Below are 17703 nucleotides of genomic sequence, written 5' to 3' on the forward strand. Positions count from 1 at the left end.
ATTATGACGCTAACGGCTCAAGATATTCATGATAAAAAGTTTTCACTAAAAATGAGAGGATACAGCATTGATGAAGTCAATGACTTTTTAGATCAACTCACTAAAGATTACCAAATTCTGCAAGATGAGAATGAGGAGCTTAAAAGATCATTAAAGAAAACCAAAAAAGACCTCACTTACTATGATGACCTAAAGAATTCTTTGAACCAATCGATTTTAGTTGCCCAAGAAGCAGCTGATAAGGTTAAAAAGGATGCAGAAAGTGATGCAAATGAAATCAAACAAAAGGCTCAAGAGCAAGCCGATTCTATTTTAACTGAAGCTACTGCTCAATCAAATGAAATCATGGGTAACACTTCGAAACAGGCTCAAAGTCTTTCGATTGCGACTGATGATTTTAGAAATAGTGTGAAGGATTTCCGTCAAAAGATGATTGGAATGCTTAAAAGTCAGTTAGACTTTGCCCAGAGTGAAGATTGGAATAAATTACTCGATTCAAGTAATTTTAGCAATTATGATGAGATTCAAGATGCTGTGAAGAATCTTGACAAGCAGGCTATTGGCAGTGTAAACTCATCTAGTAATGATTCTTCAAAGGGTGATCAATTTGTTGTGGAGTCGGTTTCAGGACCATACACGGATCCGACAGTTGAAATTTATCCCAATGATAAGCTACATAAATAATGATAGATTGAAGATAGAAAGTTGCTAATGGTCTTTTCAGCGAATTAGGGTTAGTGTGAGCCTAAAAAAGTAATTATTAGCAAAAGATCACTTCGTTAATAGTCTATGATGCAATGAGAAAATTAACGGTTGTTAATTTTGAATTTGGGTGGTACCACGAAGACTTCGTCCCTATTAGGATGAGGTCTTTTTATTTTGAGGAGGATACTATGAGAATTAAGGATACGCTAAACTTGGGTAAAACTAAGTTTAAAATGAGAGGAAATCTTCCCGTTAAAGAGGTTGAACGGGAAAAAGTATGGGAAGATAATCAACTTTATCAACAACGGCAAAAACTGAATGAAGGCAAACCATCGTTTGTATTACACGATGGACCTCCGTATGCTAACGGTGATATCCATATGGGACACGCCATGAATAAAATCACCAAAGACATTATTGTTCGATTTAAATCCATGAATGGATACCGTGCTCCTTATGTTCCGGGATGGGATACTCATGGACTACCAATTGAACAGCAACTTAAAAAGAAGGGCTATAATCGCAAAGAGATGTCTACGAATGATTTTCGTAAACTTTGTCACGATTATGCCTTAAAACAAGTTGACCAACAGCGTGATGAATTCAAACGTTTAGGCGTTTCAGCGGACTGGGATAATCCATACCTTACTTTAATGCCCGAATATGAAGCGGCTGAAGTACGTGTCTTTGGTAAAATGGCTGATCGGGGCTTGATTTATAAAGGACTTAAGCCGGTAATTTGGTCTTGGTCATCGGAATCGGCACTAGCGGAAGCAGAAGTTGAGTATCATGATGTGACTTCTCCGTCGGCATTTTTTGCTGAAAAAGTGATTGATGGAAATGGAATTTTAGATGACGATACTTATATGGTTGTCTGGACTACGACGCCATGGACGATTCCTGGTTCTGAGGGAATTACTGTTGAACCCGACTTTAACTATTCGATTATTCAACACGATGATGACCCGAAAAAATATGTTATTGGAACCGATTTACTTGATAAAGACGCAGAAATGTTCGGCTGGGAAAATATTAAAACCTTAAAGACGGTCAAAGGGAAGGATCTAAACAACATTAAAGCCCAACATCCGTTTGACAAAAATCGTCAATTGGTTGTAATGAACGGTGATTTTGTTACTAATGACTCCGGAACTGGGTTAGTTCACACCGCTCCTGGATTTGGTGAGGACGACTATAACATTGGGATGCAGTACGGCTTGGATGTATTTGCACCTGTGAATGCAAAGGGATATCTCACTAAAGAAGCCGGTCCTGATTTTGAAGGTGTCTTTTATGAAGATGCTAACCAAATTGCTTTGGATAAGTTAAAGGAACAGGGACAGTTAATTCATTACATGCCTTATAAACATAGTTATCCCTTTGACTGGCGAACCAAAAAGCCGGTCATTTATCGTGCTACCCCGCAGTGGTTTGCCTCAGTTGATAAGATTAGAAAAGAAATCTTGGATGCCATCGATACGGTTGGATTTAACCCTGATTGGGGACAAAAGCGACTCTATAACATGATTCGTGATCGTGGTGACTGGGTCATTTCCAGACAGCGAGTTTGGGGAGTTCCACTACCAATTTTCTATGGTGAAGATGGAGAACCAATCATTACTGATGAGACGATTGAACACGTTGCTAGTTTGTTTGGTAAATATGGCTCCGATATTTGGTTTGAAAGGGAGGCCAAGGATCTTTTACCAGAAGGATTTACTAGTGAACATTCACCGAATGGTAAGTTTACCAAAGAAAATGACATTATGGATGTTTGGTTTGATTCGGGTACTTCTCATCAGGGTGTTTTGGCAGAACGACCTGAATTGACGTACCCATCTGATCTCGTTGTTGAAGGATCCGATCAGTATCGTGGTTGGTTTAACTCTAGTTTGATTACAAGTGTTGCGTATGCTGACATTGCACCTTACAAACATGTTTTATCACAAGGATTTACTCTGGATAAGAAAGGTCACAAAATGAGTAAATCACTTGGAAATACGATCGCTCCAAGTGATGTTATCAAGCAAATGGGAGCTGATATTGTTCGTTTGTGGGTTACCACTGTTGATACTTCAGCTGACGTGCGGGTATCAATGGGTAACTTTAAGGTCGTTTCTGATAGTTATAAAAAGATCAGGAATACAATTCGGTATATGTTAGCTAATACAAGTGATTTTGATTCTGAATCAGATTCGGTTAAGTATGAAGACATGAACCCTGCTGATCAGTACATGATGCTTCGCTTGAATCAATTAATTCAAAACGTTAAAGATGCCTACAACAAGTACGACTTCATGAGTATTAATAAGGAATTACTGTCATTTATTACTAGTGACTTGTCGGCTTTCTACTTGGATTTTGCAAAAGATATTTTGTACATTGATCCTAAGAATGGTCACAGACGTCGTTCGATGCAAACAGTTTTGTACGAGGTCTTAGTTGCTTTAACGAAATTAATGACTCCAATCATCCCCCACACGACCGAAGAAATTTGGAATTTCTTAAATGAACCAGAAGAGTTTGTTCAATTGGCTGAAATGCCAGAAGTTAAGCACTTTGACAATGAAGATGAAATCAGGCATCAGTGGGATCAATTTATGAAGTTGAGAAAGAACGTGTTGAAAGCCATGGAACTGGCTCGAGATAGTAAAGTCATTGGTAAACCGTCTGAAGCTAAATTGACTTTGTATGTTGATGATGCAACTAGGAAGCTGTTTAACGATTTAGGTGTTGATATTGCCCAAATCTTGATGGTTTCTCAATTAGAAGTTAAATCAATTGATGAAGTTGACCCAGATGCAGATCGATTTGATGATAATTTAGCAATTAAAGTAGAGCATGCCAAAGGTGAGACCTGTGTTCGTTGTCGTCTCATTAAGCAGGATGTTGGTTCTGACCCAGATTACCCAGAGTTCTGTGGTCGTTGTGCTAAGATTGTTAAAGAAGAGTTTCCAGAAACAGCAACAGACGGATTTGAAGAAAAGTAATGGAATCGGGATTTGATCCCGATTTTTTATTAACAAAGGGGTAAAACGAAATGAAAGGTACGATTAAAAGTTACGAAAGGGATAAGGGATTTGGGTACATTCAGGTTCCTAATTCTGATGATGTTTTCATGCATATTACTGGAATTATTTCTGGAAATCCAAAGCAAATTAAGCCTGGTGACCAAGTTGATTTTGTGAAAGCCATGGGACAACATGGCTTTCAGGCTGCTAAGGTGGTTTTACATCAAGATTAAAGCAATTGCATTGGGGTTATATTATGGTTAAACTATTTTTGGAAGGTGATTATTATGGATTTTGAAGAAAAAGTAATTAGTAGTAAACCGGTTTATAATGGACCAATTGCTCAAGTAGAAGAACAGCAAGTTAAGCTTCCAAATGGACAGCTGGCCTCTAGAGAGATTATTCACCACTGTAAATCAGTAGCAATGCTTGCAATCACCTCAGACAATAAAATGATTTTAGAGAAACAATGGCGCGCCCCAGCAAAACAAGTGATGATTGAAATCCCTGCAGGTAAATTGGATGATCGCGACAATGATTCACCGATTCATGCCGTTAAAAGGGAATTAAATGAAGAAGTTCGATATAACGCTAAGGAAATTAAAGAGCTTTATTCATTTTATCCATCAGTTGGAATTTCTGATGAGTATATGTATTTGTACTTAGTGGAGGGATTAACCCCAGTGAAGACAAAGTTACCTAGAGATCCTGGTGAATTTTTAGAAATTAATGAGTATACGCTAGATGAAGCCAAACAAATGATGAAAAGTGGCAAAATCATTGATGCTAAGACAATTATGGCAATCCAATACTGGGAACTGATGCAGAAATAGGCGGTCAATATATGGTAGTTAATGATAGGGAAAAAGATCGGTCTGAAATGACTAGATCTGAGTATCAGCGCATGTATGGTGATAGCGGGAGAAGAGATCCCCGTACTCGTTATGATAATGAATCAGAAAATCAAGAGACTCGGCATGCCCGTTTGAAAAAGCGAAGCTGGTTTGACCGATTGTTTCATCGTGCTAATAAGGGTCAATCCGATGAATCTTTGGGGAATTATTATACCGATCAACCGGACTCATATGAAAGAGAAAGACAAGATGCTTCGGAGTACAAACGTAAACGACTCGGAAGAAGATTGAATATCGTTATATTATTATTATTGTTATTAATTGTGCTCGTGCTAGCAATTATGAGATTCGTCGGATAATTTAGGAGAATTTAGGAAAATGAAAACATTTGGAATTATTTGTGCAATGGATGAAGAAATTAAATCTTTAAAATCAGCATTAAAAAATGAGAGAGAAAAAGATATTAATGGCATCAAGTTTTATGAAGGGACCATCGATGGTCAAAAAGTTGTCTTAGTAAAATCTGGGATTGGCAAAGTTGAAGCAGGAATTACAGCGGCTCTTTTACTTGAAAATTTTGATGTTGATGTAATCATTCATTCTGGATCAGCAGCTGGCATTGGGGAAGGACTGAGCGTTGGGGACTTAGTAATCTCTACTCAAACTGCTTATCATGACGTTGATGCTACTGCTGCAGGATATGAATACGGTCAATTACCCGGTCAGCCAGCTCGATTTGACGCTTCTAACACTTGGATTAATAAAATTACCGATGCTTCAAAAGATACCGGAATTAACCCTAAAAAGGGTTTGATTGTTACCGGAGATCAATTCATTTCTGGACAAAAAATGATCGATGAAATTCTGAAAAACTTTCCAGATGCCTTATCGGCCGAGATGGAAGGGGCTGCAGTAGGACAAGTTGCCCACCAGTTTAATATTCCGTACGTCGTTATTAGAGCGATGTCAGATGTTGGTGATGAAAACGCTAATCAGAGTTTTGATGAGTTTGTTGTTGACGCCGGAAAACGTTCGGCACAGATGCTATTAAATTTATTTAAGAATACTAAAGAAGCTCAGAGGGATGATTTAATTGGGTGAGATCTATTTAGATAACGCCGCAACCACACCAGTCTCCAGTGAAGTGTTGGATGACATGTACGATAAGTTTAAAAACAACTTTGGAAACGCTTCTACTTTGTATCAACTTGGAAGACAGTCAAAAGAAATCTTGGAAGATAGTCGACATGTGATTGCTAAAAGTATTAATGCGGATGATAACGAAATTGTATTTACAAGTGGTGGAACTGAGAGTGACAATACAGCTGTGATTAGAACGGCTGAAGCTCGAAAGAGTCTTGGTAATCACATTATTACAACTGCAATTGAACATGAAGCAATTTTAAAGCCAATGAAATATTTAGAAGATCATGGATTTAGAGTTACTTATTTACCGGTTGACAAGCAAGGTAATATTTCTTTAACTGATCTGAAGAATGCGCTTGATGATGACACGATTTTGGTTTCAATCATGATGGGAAATAATGAAGTGGGTAGTAAGAATCCGATTCATGAAATTGGGGAACTACTTAAAGATCATCAGGCTTGGTTTCATACTGATGCTGTGCAAGCTTATGGTCTACTTGATATTGATGTCAAAAGGGATCATATTGATTTACTATCTACATCGGCTCATAAGTTAAATGGTCCAAAAATGATTGGTTTTTTGTATCGACGAAATGGAATTAATTTTACCAGTTATATTATGGGTGGCGATCAGGAAGACAAACGACGTGCCGGAACCGAAAATATTCCCCAAATATCAGGATTTGCTACGGCCGTTAGAAACCTTCCTAGTGAAAAGAAAAAGCAACGAAGAGAAGATTTTAGGCGATTTAAGCGCGAAGTGGTTGATGGATTAACTAATAACGGAATTGACATTGATGTAAACGGATCGATGAGTGATAATACCCTGCCACACGTCTTAAACATTTGGATCAAGGGAATTTCTACCTATGTTATGCAGACTAATTTAGATTTAGCGGGGATTGCCGTGTCGGGTGGATCAGCATGTACCGCTGGTAGTTTAGAACCTTCTCATGTCTTAACTGCAATGTTTGGAAAAGATAGTCCTAGACTTTCAGAATCCATTCGAGTTAGTTTTGGGGCATATACCACTGATGAAGACATTCAAAAATTAGTTACTGAGATTACGGCGATTGTTCATCGCTTGAAGAAGGGAAACAAGAAGTAATGGCATTTTCAAAGGTAGTCCAGTTAAAGGGTGGAACTGACAAATATGAGTTGAACCCAGAAATCAAACAATACACTTTACTTGACCTTGGTTTTAACACCACTAAAAGTGGCAATTTTTCCTATAAGAAATCCATTGACCCTGAGTCCCCATTCAATAAAAGGGCGATCAAGCTTAAGATTACAATCAATTCTGATATGAGTGAATTTAAGATGGCAGTCGTTGATGGTAATGAAATGAATGATGTGGATATCTTTTCTAATGATAATCATCAAGAAGAACGTGATCAGTTTAATTTCATTATGCAGAATATGATTTTAAGAAAAGTATTTCAAAAAGTGTAGAAGAGTGAAAAGTTGCAAGAATGTTAGTTAGTAGAGTATGATAGTAAATACTGGAATTGCGACCTTCAAATCGTAGATTTTCAGAATCTAAAGAATGATGGTGATGTTATGCAAGATAACAGTAAAACACGTGTTGTTGTTGGTATGAGTGGTGGAGTTGACTCTTCAGTTGCCGCCTACCTCTTAAAACAACAGGGATACGATGTGGTTGGAGTCTTCATGAAGAACTGGGATGACACCGATGCTGATGGTGTTTGTACCGCTACTGAAGACTACAAGGATGTTGCTCATGTTGCTAACGAAATCGGCATCCCATATTATTCTGTTAACTTTGAACATGAGTATTGGGACCGGGTCTTCAAGTATTTTTTAGCGGAATACAAACGCGGACGTACTCCTAATCCTGATGTAATTTGTAATACTGAGATTAAGTACAAAGCTTTTCTCGAGTATGCAATGGATCTTGGTGCCGATTATATTGCAATGGGGCATTATGCTCAGTTGAAACGTGATAAAGAAGGACACAACCACTTATTACGTTCCGCAGATCTTAATAAAGATCAAACTTACTTTTTAAGTCAACTTTCAGCGGATCAATTGGATCGAGTAATGTTTCCAGTTGGTGGAATGACTAAACCTGAGGTTAGAAAAATTGCTAAAGAAGCTAACCTTTGGGTAGCCGACAAAAAGGATTCAATGGGAGTTTGTTTCATTGGTCCAAACAACTTTAATAATTTTCTTAGCAAATACCTTCCTGCTAAACCAGGTAAAATGATGACCTTTGATGGTGAAGTTAAGGGTCATCATAATGGGCTGATGTATTATACAATTGGTCAGAGGAAAGGTCTCGGTATTGGTGGAGATGGTTATGATAATCGACCTTGGTTTGTTGTTGGTAAGGATCTTTCTAAGAATATTCTGTACGTTGGAAAGGGTTATGACAATGAACATTTATATGCTGATTATTTAACTGCTTCTGGTCTTTCTTGGATTGATTCCAATACGCGAGGAAATGATTTTCACTGCACGGCTAAGTTTAGGTATCGTCAAAAGGATACTGGGGTTACCGTTCATATTGATGACGATAATAATCATGTTAAGGTAACTTTTGATGAACCAGTTCGGTCAATTACTCCCGGACAGGCAGTGGTTTTTTATGACGGTCAAGAATGTTTAGGAACCGCTACGATTGATGCCGCGTTTAAAAATGATCATGAACTACAATATGTATAATATTTAAACAAAGTTCGACTCGTTTTGAGTCGGACTTTTTTGATAATTTAATTCTAAACTGGCATAATAAAGCTATATCAATGTGTGTGAGGGATTTAAATGAGACTTTATTTTGTGAGACATGGGAAGACCGAATGGAATCTTGAAAGTAGGTATCAAGGTGCCGGAGGTGATTCACCGCTTCTTGACAAAAGTTACCATGAAATGGATCAAGCGGGTAAATTTCTTTCTGGTGTTCAATTTGCACATATTTATGCAAGCCCTATCAAAAGAGCACGAATTACTGCTTTCCATATTCAAAAATGGTTAAAATCTCCGGTTTCAATTTCACTGGACAGTCGCTTGGAAGAGTTTCATCTCGGTAAGATGGAAGGGATGAAATTTACTGATGTGCAAAAGAAATTCCCAGAAGAATTTGATGCCTTTCGTAACCATCCAGATCAATATCGTCCTGAAACGATTGGTGGGGAGGATTTCCCTGAATTAATCAAACGAATGCAAGGTAAAATTAATGAAATTACGCAAAATTATAGTAATAACGATAATATCTTAATTGTTAGTCATGGAGCAGCTCTAAATGCTTTGATTAATTCATTATTAGGAATCCCTCTGAGAGATTTACGGAAACGTGGTGGATTGGCTAATACAAGTACTACCGTTATTGAAACTAGTAATCATGGCAAAACGTATCGATTGGTGGATTGGAATGACACCAGTTATTTAGATAGGGAAATTGAAAAATCAGATTTAGTGTAATAGGAGGATGGCTATGACAGATAATGGACGAGAAAATAAACCAACGGAAGATCCCCGTCAAAAGCAAGCGGAGGAAACACTTCATAAGTTAGTAAAAGATATTGATGATCACCCAAAGGACTACCGAACTTACTATGATTTAAGTGTGTTTTTAGTTGAGCTTAAAAGTTATACCCAGGCTGAAGAGTTATTAATGAAGGCTTTGGGTTTATTTGGCGATTCAAATAAAAAAGCAAAAAGCACGCTGTTATATGGTTTAGGTAACGTATATTATTCTGCTGGTGAATATGAAAAAGCCATTCAACAATTTCAGCAGGTGAATGATCCTGAGTTAAAAAAAGACGCTTACGTGATGTTGGCTCAAAGTTATATGGGGAAAAAGGACTATAAGAGAGCTTTAGTGTTTTTATTAACGGCTCAAGAATTAGCAAAGCAAGATTCTGAAATTAATCGAATGATGGGGGAGTGCCTAATGGCACTTGGTGATTTCGATCAAGCAGCCGATTTTTACGATCGAGTTCTAAAAAGTAATCCAAATGATGGGAAAGCTAATTTCGATCGGGGATTAATTGCGATGGTGATTGGTGAACCATTTGATGATTATTTCAAGAAAGCCGAAAAGTACGATAAGAAAAATTTTGATGCCAAACAAAGTCAGATAAAAGACATTGAAAAAGTAATTCAATTAAATAAACAAAAAAATGAGCACCCTGATGACTCGAAACCAAATGATTCCAAAAAATAGGAGAAAATAATTGTCTGAATCCATGGATTTATTTCAAACGAACGGAAAATTGAATAATTCATCTCAAAATGAGCAACCATTTGTGAAAGGACAAGTTCAGACAACTTTTTTTGAAAGTTCAGATAGTTTCTACAAAGTTTTGCTGGTAAAGGTTAATGAAACCAATGTAGATTGGCATGAAGATGAAATTGTTATCACTGGTAACTTTGCGGATATTAGTGATGATATCACCTATCGTTTTATTGGTAAGTTGGTTGACCATCCCAAGTATGGAAAGCAATTTCAAGCTGAAAACTACGAGCGGGTTGGTCAAACTTCCAAAAAGGGTTTGGTTAATTATTTATCAGGTGATGAATTTACTGGTATCGGGCCGAAGACTGCCGAAAAAGTTGTTAGCAAATTGGGAACGAATTTAATTGAGAAGGTTTTAGAAAACCCGGCGGTTTTAAATTCAGTTGGATTAACCAAGAAGCAAAAAGATGTAATTACAAAAGCAATTCACGAAAATAATGGGGTTGAACAAACCATCGTTGGGCTGAATAGTTATGGCTTCGGTAGTAGCTTAGCTTCCGCCATCTTTAAAAAGTATAAAGAGCAGGCTTTAGAAGTCATTAAGAATAATCCTTACCAACTTGTTGAGGATATTTCTGGAATTAGCTTTAAGCGTGCTGATCGAATTGCGAATAAGGTTGGAGTAGATTACAACGATAAAGGACGGTTGCGTGCCGGATTACTGACAGCTCTTGACTCTTTATCCATTAAAAGTGGTAATACGTATTCTGACACTAGAGAATTGATGCAAGAAAGCACTCGAATTCTTGAAACCGATCGAACGCAGAGTATTGACGATAAGAAGCTAGGTGAAGAGTTGTATGATTTAGCTAAAGATCAAAAAATTGTCGTTGATGAAGATAAGATTTATTTAAAAAATCTATACGATGACGAGATACGCATTGCTGAAAACATCAAGCGAATTGAGCAGGGTGGCAAAAAGGCGGAGGATCAACCTAATGATTTTTCTAAGATAATTGGCAAAGTTGAGAGTGAGGTCGGAATTGAGTATGACGACTCTCAGAAAAAAGCCATTAACGAAGCAATGATAAACCCTGCATTTTTGCTTACTGGTGGTCCTGGAACTGGGAAAACGACTATTATCAACGGAATTGTTAGAACGTTTGCCGAAGCTAATGATTTATCTTTAGATATTAATGACTATAAAGAACAAGCATATCCGGTATTATTAGCAGCTCCTACTGGGCGAGCTGCCAAGAAAATGAGTGAGTCAACTAAAATTCCTGCCAGTACCATTCATCGCTTGCTAGGTCTTACTGGTCATGGCGATGAAGAAGCTGCCAATGATTTGGAAGGTGGTTTGTTAATCGTTGATGAAATGTCGATGGTGGATACAGACTTATTTAAAATTTTATGCCAGGCGGTTCCAAACGGTATGAAGGTGATCTTTGTTGGTGATAAAGATCAGTTACCGTCGGTTGGTCCCGGTCAGGTTTTTTATGATTTACTCCGTTCTCACACAATTCCTAGCGTGGAATTAAACCAAATTCACCGTCAAAATGACGGATCAACCATTGTAGAATTAGCCCATGATATCAAGAATGGTGAGATGCCCAAAACACTTTTAAAAAACCAAAGGGATCGTAGCTTTATTAATTGTAATACCCAACAAGTTGATTCGGTAATTAAGCAGATTGTTAATAAGGCCAAAACGAAAGGATTTAGTTCTACGGATGTACAAGTACTGGCTCCAATGTATCGTGGAACTGCAGGGATTGATCGTTTAAACGTTGAGATTCAAAACATTATGAATCCTAAAACGGCTGACTCTCAGAAAGAAGTTGACTTTAGGGGAACCACTTATCGAATTGGCGATAAGGTTCTTCAACTTGTAAATGTCCCTGAGAATAACATTTTTAACGGTGATATTGGTAAAGTCGTTGGAATTGAAGTTAATAGCGATAATAAGCATTATCTAGATAAACTGGTCATTGCGTTTGATCAAAATGAGGTTACCTATACTCGAAATGACTGGAATCAGTTAACACTTGCCTACTGTACCTCGATTCATAAAGCTCAGGGTAGTGAGTTCGAAATGGTTATCTTACCGATTGTTCCTCAGTATAAGAGGATGCTTAAAAGGAATTTATTGTATACTGCAGTTACTAGAGCTTCGAAAATGTTGATTATGATTGGAGATCCAAATTCATTTGAAGAATGTATTGAAAATGAATCGGTTAATCGGAAAACGACTTTGAAGCAACGGTTACAATACGTGATTGACGAAGAGTTTACTCCAAAGGTAATTGGAAATTCAAAAAGGGGTAGACCGACTTTTAAAAAGAAAACTCCCTCAGATTTTATTTTATCGGAGGATCAGATTATTGAAAATACAATTGATCCCATGATTGGGATGCAGGGAATTACCCCTCAAAATTTTAATAATGATAAATGAATTAAATTCGATTATAATGTAGGTAGTAATTAGTTGGTTATGAGGGGAAACTTGATGGTGAAAACAAAAAAAGAAAAAAAGTCGGCAAAGATATTTGCGTTGAATTCGAATCGTCCGTTAGCAGAAAAGATTTCTGAATATAGTGGAATGGACCTTGGTAAAGCAACCATCAATCATTTTAGTGATGGTGAAATTCAAATTTCAATTGATGAAAGTATTCGTGGAGATGATGTGTACATCGTTCAATCGCTTTCTGATCCTGTTAATGATAATTTGATGGAACTGATGATTATGATTGATGCGGTTCGAAGAACTAGTCCCCATACTATTAACGTGGTAATCCCGTACTATGGATATTCAAGATCTGACCGAAAAGCGCGTTCAAGAGAACCAATTACTGCAAAATTAATTGCTACTTTTCTTGAATCTAGTGCGGTAGATCGAGTCATTACTCTTGATTTGCATGCGGCACAAATTCAGGGATTTTTTGATATCCCAGTGGATCACTTGCGGTCACTTGAATTAATGGGTAATTACCTAAAAGAACATGATATTAGTAATGACGCCGTTGTGGTTTCACCCGATTATAATAGTGTCGCCAAGGCACGAGGAATGGCTGGCTACTTGAACCTTCCGATTGCAATTGTTGATAATCGAAATCCTGAGGATCTAAGTCAGGTTCCTAGTACGATTATTGGTGATGTAAAGGGTAAAAAGGCAATTGTTGTTGATGATATGATTGTGACGGGTGAGAAGATGAAAATCACTGCTCAAGCGATTATGAATGCGGGAGCAAAAGCGGTTTATGTAGTTGCTACTCATCCTGTTCTTACTGAAGAAGCGAGACAAAATCTTTCCGATCCAGCCATTAAACAGGTGATCGTTTCCGATTCCATTGTCGTTCCACAGAATAAGAGAGTTGACAAAATGGTGATCGTTTCAGTTGGCAAGCTGATTGGTGATGCCTTAAAATTAATTGAGAACGAACAATCAACAAGTAAATTGTTTAAGTAATATAAATTTGGAGGGATTCTAATGGTATTTAGAGCAAAAGATGATCGTTACGATAATATGAAAGTAAGACGTGCAGGAACAACGGGACTGCAGTTACCCGCATTATCATTTGGAATGTGGCACAGCTTCGGTGACGATGCTAATTTTAAAGATAGTGAAAAGGTAATGCTCCATGCTTTCAACAAGGGAATCTTTAGCTTTGATTTAGCTAATAACTATGGGCCCGGTTCAGGTGCTGCTGAAAGAATGTTTGGCCAAGTTTATCGACGCGATTTAAAGCCTTACCGTGATGAATTAATTATCACCACTAAAGCTGGATTTCATATGTGGCCAGGTGTTTATGGTAACTATTCTTCAAAGAAGACCCTCGTTACTGCGCTAGATCAAAGTCTTCAAAGAATGGGACTTGATTATGTGGATATTTATTATACCCATCGATTTGATCCTAATACTCGATTAGAAGAGACTGCTGAAGCCCTTGATGGATTAGTTCGTGCAGGTAAAGCACTTTACATTGGAATTTCTAATTATGATGGCCATCAGACTGCTGAAATGATTAAATTATTTAAGGAACTGAAGACTCCGTTTGTAGTTAACCAGAGTTCATATAATATGCTTAATCGAGAGCCGGAAGATGATGGGACCCTTAAGACCTTAGCAGATAATCATGATGGCTTTATTGCTTACGGTCCTTTGGCAGAGGGCCTTTTGACTAGTAAGTATCTAAAGGGGATTCCAAGTAACATTAAATTGCATAAGACTAACAAGTTTATTTTGGCTAATGGTGATGAAAGTGCTGTTAATAAACTAAATAAATTAAACGATATTGCACAGAATCGTGACCAGACACTTGCCCAAATGTCATTAGCATGGCTATTACACGATCCAACGATTGCCAGTGTGGTCACTGGTGCGTCAAAAGTCGATCATTTAGATGATAACCTGAAGGCATTAGATAATCTTGACTTTACTCAAGATGAATTAGATGAAATTGACAAAATCGTTAAGTATAAATAATTAAAAAAGGTATGCTTACTAAGCGTACCTTTTTGTTATTAAGACTAATAATAATATATGAGACTAAAATAAGGGCTGAATCCAAACAATTGGATTCAGCCCTTATTGTTAATTGTTCATGATTAGCATTGGCAAGATTAGGGGACTTCTTTGTGTTTTTTCATATAAGAAGTTTGATAAATCATTGACAATTGCTTTACTAATTGATTTTTCGTCTGCATTTTTATTCTTCATGGCACGACGGATGGTTCTAAAGACTAACTTTCGTCCTTCATCAAGTAATTCACCTGATTCGCGCATATAAACGAATCCACGTGAGAGAAGGTCAGGACCAGATTGGATTTCCTGGTTCTTTAAGTTGATGGTAGCAACCACCACTACTAAACCTTCTTCTGAAAGAAGTTGACGATCTCTTAGGACTTTGTCTCCAATATTTCCAACGCCATTGCCATCAATATAAACATCACCAGCATTGAAGTATCCAGCAACACGAGCACTATCTTTTGTTAAAGCAAGTACTTCGCCATTTTTTAGGATAAAACAATGGTCGGCAGGGACCCCACATTCTTGCGCAAGTTTAGTGTGGATCTTTAACATTCGGTATTCACCATGGATCGGAACAAAGAACTTTGGCTTCATTAAACGAAGCATTAGTTTTTCTTCTTCTTGGCCACCGTGTCCAGAAGTATGAATGTTATTAATCTTACCGTGGATGACTTTAGCGCCGTCTTCTTCAAGCTCATTAATGACCCGGTTGACACTTAATGTGTTACCTGGAATTGGGTTACTTGAAAAGACAACCGTATCACCTGGTTGAATCGAAATTTGTCGGTGAGTTCCGTTAGCAATTCGAGCCAAAGCAGCCATTGGTTCACCTTGAGAGCCGGTACACAGGATCATAACCTTATCTGCCGGTAAGTGCTTTAACTCTTGAGCATCGACGAAGGCACTGTCAGGAACGTCTAGATAACCAAGCTTTCTACCATTGACAATGGCTGCTTCCATACTTCTACCAAATACAGCAATTTTACGATCATGAGCTAGTGCCGTATCAATAGCCGTTTTAATTCTTGAGAGGTTGGAAGCAAAGGTAGCAAAAATAATACGGCCCTTGACTTCGTCAAAAATATGACGAACGGATTTTCCAACCCATTTTTCTGACTTAGTCCAAACCGGCTTTTCGGCATTTGTACTGTCAGCCATCAAACAGAGTACACCTTCCTCACCCAGTTTGGCCATGGCTTGTAAATCAGGGGGCTGATTAGTGACAGGCGTGAGATCGAACTTATAATCTCCCGTTTCCACAATGACACCGTCAGGCGTATGAACAGCGACTCCCATTGTATCTGGTATCGAATGAGTGGTTCTAAAAAAAGAAACACTCGTCTTTTTGAATTTCAAAACTGACTTATCATTAATCTCGTGAAGTTCAGCCTGTTTTAACAAGCCGTGCTCTTCCAATTTATTTTTGATTAATGCTAATGCTAGCGGGCCAGCGTAAATTGGAACGTTGAGAACCTTTAAAAGAAAGGGCACACCACCGATATGATCTTCATGACCATGGGTGATTACAAGTGCCTTAATTTTGTCCTTATTATCAATTAAGTACTGATAATCTGGGATGACATAGTCAATTCCCAATTGATCATCTTCTGGGAACTTGATTCCAGCATCAATTAAGATGATTTCATCCTGGAATTGTACACCATAAGTATTCTTACCAATTTCTCCGAGTCCACCAACACCATAAATAGCAGTTTCGTTATTTTTGATGTTTAATTTCTTCATAACTAGTTAAACTCCGTAATTTTAAAACCGGGATCATTTTTTTCAAATTCAAGGTGCTTCCCTTCGAGCGGTTCAATGAATTCAATGTTGTACTTTGTGTGTTGTTCAAGTTTAGTTCTAACGTCAGCAACGGTTTTAGCTTCTAAGTAAATCGTTTTAGTTGCTTCACGTTTAGGGTTAGAATTATTTTCATCTTGATATAAAACCTTGTAAATCAATATAATTACTCCTTTTTTGTTGATTTAATGTTATTTTTCGTACATTAGGTTGCAGGAACGCAACAATTAATCATATTTTAGCATATTATGGTAAATAAGTATAGAATCATGTGAATCGACAAACATGTTTCATGTTAGAATTGATCTATAAATTTACCTAATAATCAATAATGGGAGAAGAACAGTGAAAATATTTTTAGAATTGGTCGTTGCAATTGTCGTTGCTTTTTTAATTTATAACTGTTTGCACTATTTTTTTGTCACTTTACCGACCAAAAGGTATCAGTTAAAAATGAAGCATAGCGTTGATGGCGAAATCTATAAAGTGGTCAAATACTTTGAGGTTGAAGACAAACGTGAAATTGTGCAAAGTTACGTTGGGTCACAAGTACTGTCTGATTTCTGGGGTAGGGGAGTGATGGTTTTTGAATATCGTTGCGTTGTAAAAGAGGGCTATGATGATGCGGATCTCTTACGGGACCTTTTTAATCAAAAACTATCTGAATATGCCATTTCAGATGATTTTATTGACTCCAATCATAAAAAAACGTTGATTGTGACTGACTGTTGGTTGAACAAAAGTGTAATGGTTTTTGATGTAGCCAATGTTATTAATCCTGCAACTCATGAATATTTAAGTGATTTGGATAAGTTAAATGAAAAAGAAAGGGAGACGTAGTAACGTCTCCCACAAAAAACACGATATTAATCAAAAAATACTTCATCTTCGGTTTTGGAAAATGGATCATCTTTGTCGATATGATCGTAAAACAAAGTTCCGTGAAGATGATCAATTTCATGTTGAGCAATGATGGCTGGATAGTGTTTTAACCTGACTTGATGAACTTTACCATTCAAATCCTGATATTTAATCGTAACACGGTCTGCCCTCGGAACAAAACCAGGGACATCACGATCGACCGATAAGCATCCTTCACCTTCAGTTAATGCACCACGTTGAACGGAGTTTGAGATAATAACTGGATTTATCATAATTGCCTTGAAGGGCGATTTTTGGTCTTCGCCTTCTGGTGGGGTTAAAACAGCAGCCATTGATTTGGATTGTCCAACTTGTGGAGCTGCCAAACCAACTCCTGCTCGCAAATGGTATTTGTTACATTGTTCAGGATCCTGACTAACTTCCAAGTAATGCATCATTTTTTCGCCTAATTTACGATCTTCATCGCTAAGTGGAAATTTAACGGGTTGACTTTGTTCCCGTAACACAGGATTTCCCTCTCGAGTTATGTCTTTCATTAAGTACATAACGTTTTACCTCCTAATTCATGTCAACTTC

The 17703-nt window shown here is 37.5% G+C and carries 18 protein-coding genes; 15 read left to right on the forward strand and 3 right to left on the reverse strand.

Annotated elements, in window-relative coordinates:
• Positions 1-3: 3 nt before the first annotated feature.
• The 14 genes from AC6UDE_RS03145 (at position 4) to AC6UDE_RS03210 (ending at position 14400) form a co-directional block, all read left to right on the forward strand.
• The gene (locus tag AC6UDE_RS03145; protein WP_500693925.1) at positions 4-684 is read left to right on the forward strand and encodes a DivIVA domain-containing protein; all 681 of its coding nucleotides are present in this window, start codon (positions 4-6) and stop codon (positions 682-684) included.
• A gap of 209 nt (positions 685-893) precedes the next feature.
• Positions 894-3695 (forward strand): isoleucine--tRNA ligase, encoded by a 2802-nt coding sequence (gene ileS / locus AC6UDE_RS03150; RefSeq protein ID WP_500696593.1) that lies wholly within the window; start codon positions 894-896, stop codon positions 3693-3695.
• Positions 3696-3745: 50 nt separating this feature from the next.
• Positions 3746-3949, forward strand: coding sequence for a cold-shock protein (locus AC6UDE_RS03155; RefSeq protein ID WP_500696594.1), 204 nt, complete (start codon positions 3746-3748; stop codon positions 3947-3949).
• 54 nt (positions 3950-4003) lie between these two features.
• Positions 4004-4549, forward strand: coding sequence for an NUDIX hydrolase (locus tag AC6UDE_RS03160; RefSeq protein ID WP_500693922.1), 546 nt, complete (start codon positions 4004-4006; stop codon positions 4547-4549).
• An 11-nt stretch (positions 4550-4560) separates the two neighbouring features.
• The gene (locus tag AC6UDE_RS03165; RefSeq protein ID WP_500696595.1) at positions 4561-4929 is read left to right on the forward strand and encodes a hypothetical protein; all 369 of its coding nucleotides are present in this window, start codon (positions 4561-4563) and stop codon (positions 4927-4929) included.
• 19 nt (positions 4930-4948) lie between these two features.
• Positions 4949-5671, forward strand: coding sequence for a 5'-methylthioadenosine/adenosylhomocysteine nucleosidase (locus AC6UDE_RS03170; protein ID WP_500696596.1), 723 nt, complete (start codon positions 4949-4951; stop codon positions 5669-5671).
• Entirely contained in the window at positions 5664-6824 is a 1161-nt protein-coding gene (locus AC6UDE_RS03175; protein ID WP_500696597.1) for a cysteine desulfurase family protein, read from the forward strand. The genes AC6UDE_RS03170 and AC6UDE_RS03175 overlap by 8 nt, the downstream gene beginning before the upstream one ends.
• Positions 6824-7168, forward strand: a complete 345-nt coding sequence (locus AC6UDE_RS03180) for a DUF1831 domain-containing protein (RefSeq protein WP_500693918.1) — start codon at positions 6824-6826, stop codon at positions 7166-7168. The genes AC6UDE_RS03175 and AC6UDE_RS03180 overlap by 1 nt, the downstream gene beginning before the upstream one ends.
• 108 nt (positions 7169-7276) lie before the next feature.
• Positions 7277-8401 (forward strand): tRNA 2-thiouridine(34) synthase MnmA, encoded by a 1125-nt coding sequence (gene mnmA, locus AC6UDE_RS03185; RefSeq protein WP_500696598.1) that lies wholly within the window; start codon positions 7277-7279, stop codon positions 8399-8401.
• A gap of 99 nt (positions 8402-8500) precedes the next feature.
• Entirely contained in the window at positions 8501-9157 is a 657-nt protein-coding gene (locus AC6UDE_RS03190; RefSeq protein WP_500696599.1) for a histidine phosphatase family protein, read from the forward strand.
• Positions 9158-9170: 13 nt separating this feature from the next.
• On the forward strand, positions 9171-9902 hold the full coding sequence (locus tag AC6UDE_RS03195) for a tetratricopeptide repeat protein (RefSeq protein ID WP_500696600.1): 732 nt from the start codon (positions 9171-9173) through the stop codon (positions 9900-9902).
• A 10-nt stretch (positions 9903-9912) separates the two neighbouring features.
• Positions 9913-12369, forward strand: a complete 2457-nt coding sequence (recD2, locus tag AC6UDE_RS03200; RefSeq protein WP_500696601.1) for an SF1B family DNA helicase RecD2 — start codon at positions 9913-9915, stop codon at positions 12367-12369.
• A 54-nt stretch (positions 12370-12423) separates the two neighbouring features.
• Positions 12424-13383 carry a ribose-phosphate diphosphokinase gene (locus AC6UDE_RS03205; protein ID WP_500696602.1) on the forward strand — a complete coding sequence of 320 codons (960 nt, stop codon included), beginning with the start codon at positions 12424-12426 and terminating at the stop codon, positions 13381-13383.
• A gap of 21 nt (positions 13384-13404) precedes the next feature.
• Positions 13405-14400 carry an aldo/keto reductase gene (locus AC6UDE_RS03210; protein ID WP_500693912.1) on the forward strand — a complete coding sequence of 332 codons (996 nt, stop codon included), beginning with the start codon at positions 13405-13407 and terminating at the stop codon, positions 14398-14400.
• A gap of 108 nt (positions 14401-14508) precedes the next feature.
• On the opposite strand, the gene rnjA is transcribed toward AC6UDE_RS03210, so the two are convergent.
• Both rnjA and AC6UDE_RS03220 read right to left on the reverse strand, forming a co-directional pair.
• Entirely contained in the window at positions 14509-16188 is a 1680-nt protein-coding gene (gene rnjA / locus AC6UDE_RS03215; RefSeq protein WP_500693911.1) for a ribonuclease J1, read from the reverse strand.
• 2 nt (positions 16189-16190) lie between these two features.
• Positions 16191-16406: a DNA-directed RNA polymerase subunit epsilon gene (locus AC6UDE_RS03220; protein ID WP_500693910.1), complete on the reverse strand. Its 216-nt coding sequence runs from the start codon at positions 16404-16406 to the stop codon at positions 16191-16193.
• Between the two features lie 184 nt (positions 16407-16590).
• Between AC6UDE_RS03220 and AC6UDE_RS03225 the strand changes: the two genes are divergently transcribed.
• A complete protein-coding gene (locus AC6UDE_RS03225; protein ID WP_500696603.1) occupies positions 16591-17085 on the forward strand; it encodes a hypothetical protein in 495 nt (164 codons plus the stop codon).
• A 26-nt stretch (positions 17086-17111) separates the two neighbouring features.
• Here the strand turns inward: AC6UDE_RS03225 and def are convergent, their stop codons facing one another.
• On the reverse strand, positions 17112-17672 hold the full coding sequence (def, locus tag AC6UDE_RS03230) for a peptide deformylase (RefSeq protein ID WP_500695546.1): 561 nt from the start codon (positions 17670-17672) through the stop codon (positions 17112-17114).
• Between the last annotated feature and the right edge of the window lie 31 nt (positions 17673-17703).

Source organism: Fructilactobacillus sp. X2R5C3, from assembly GCF_059901325.1.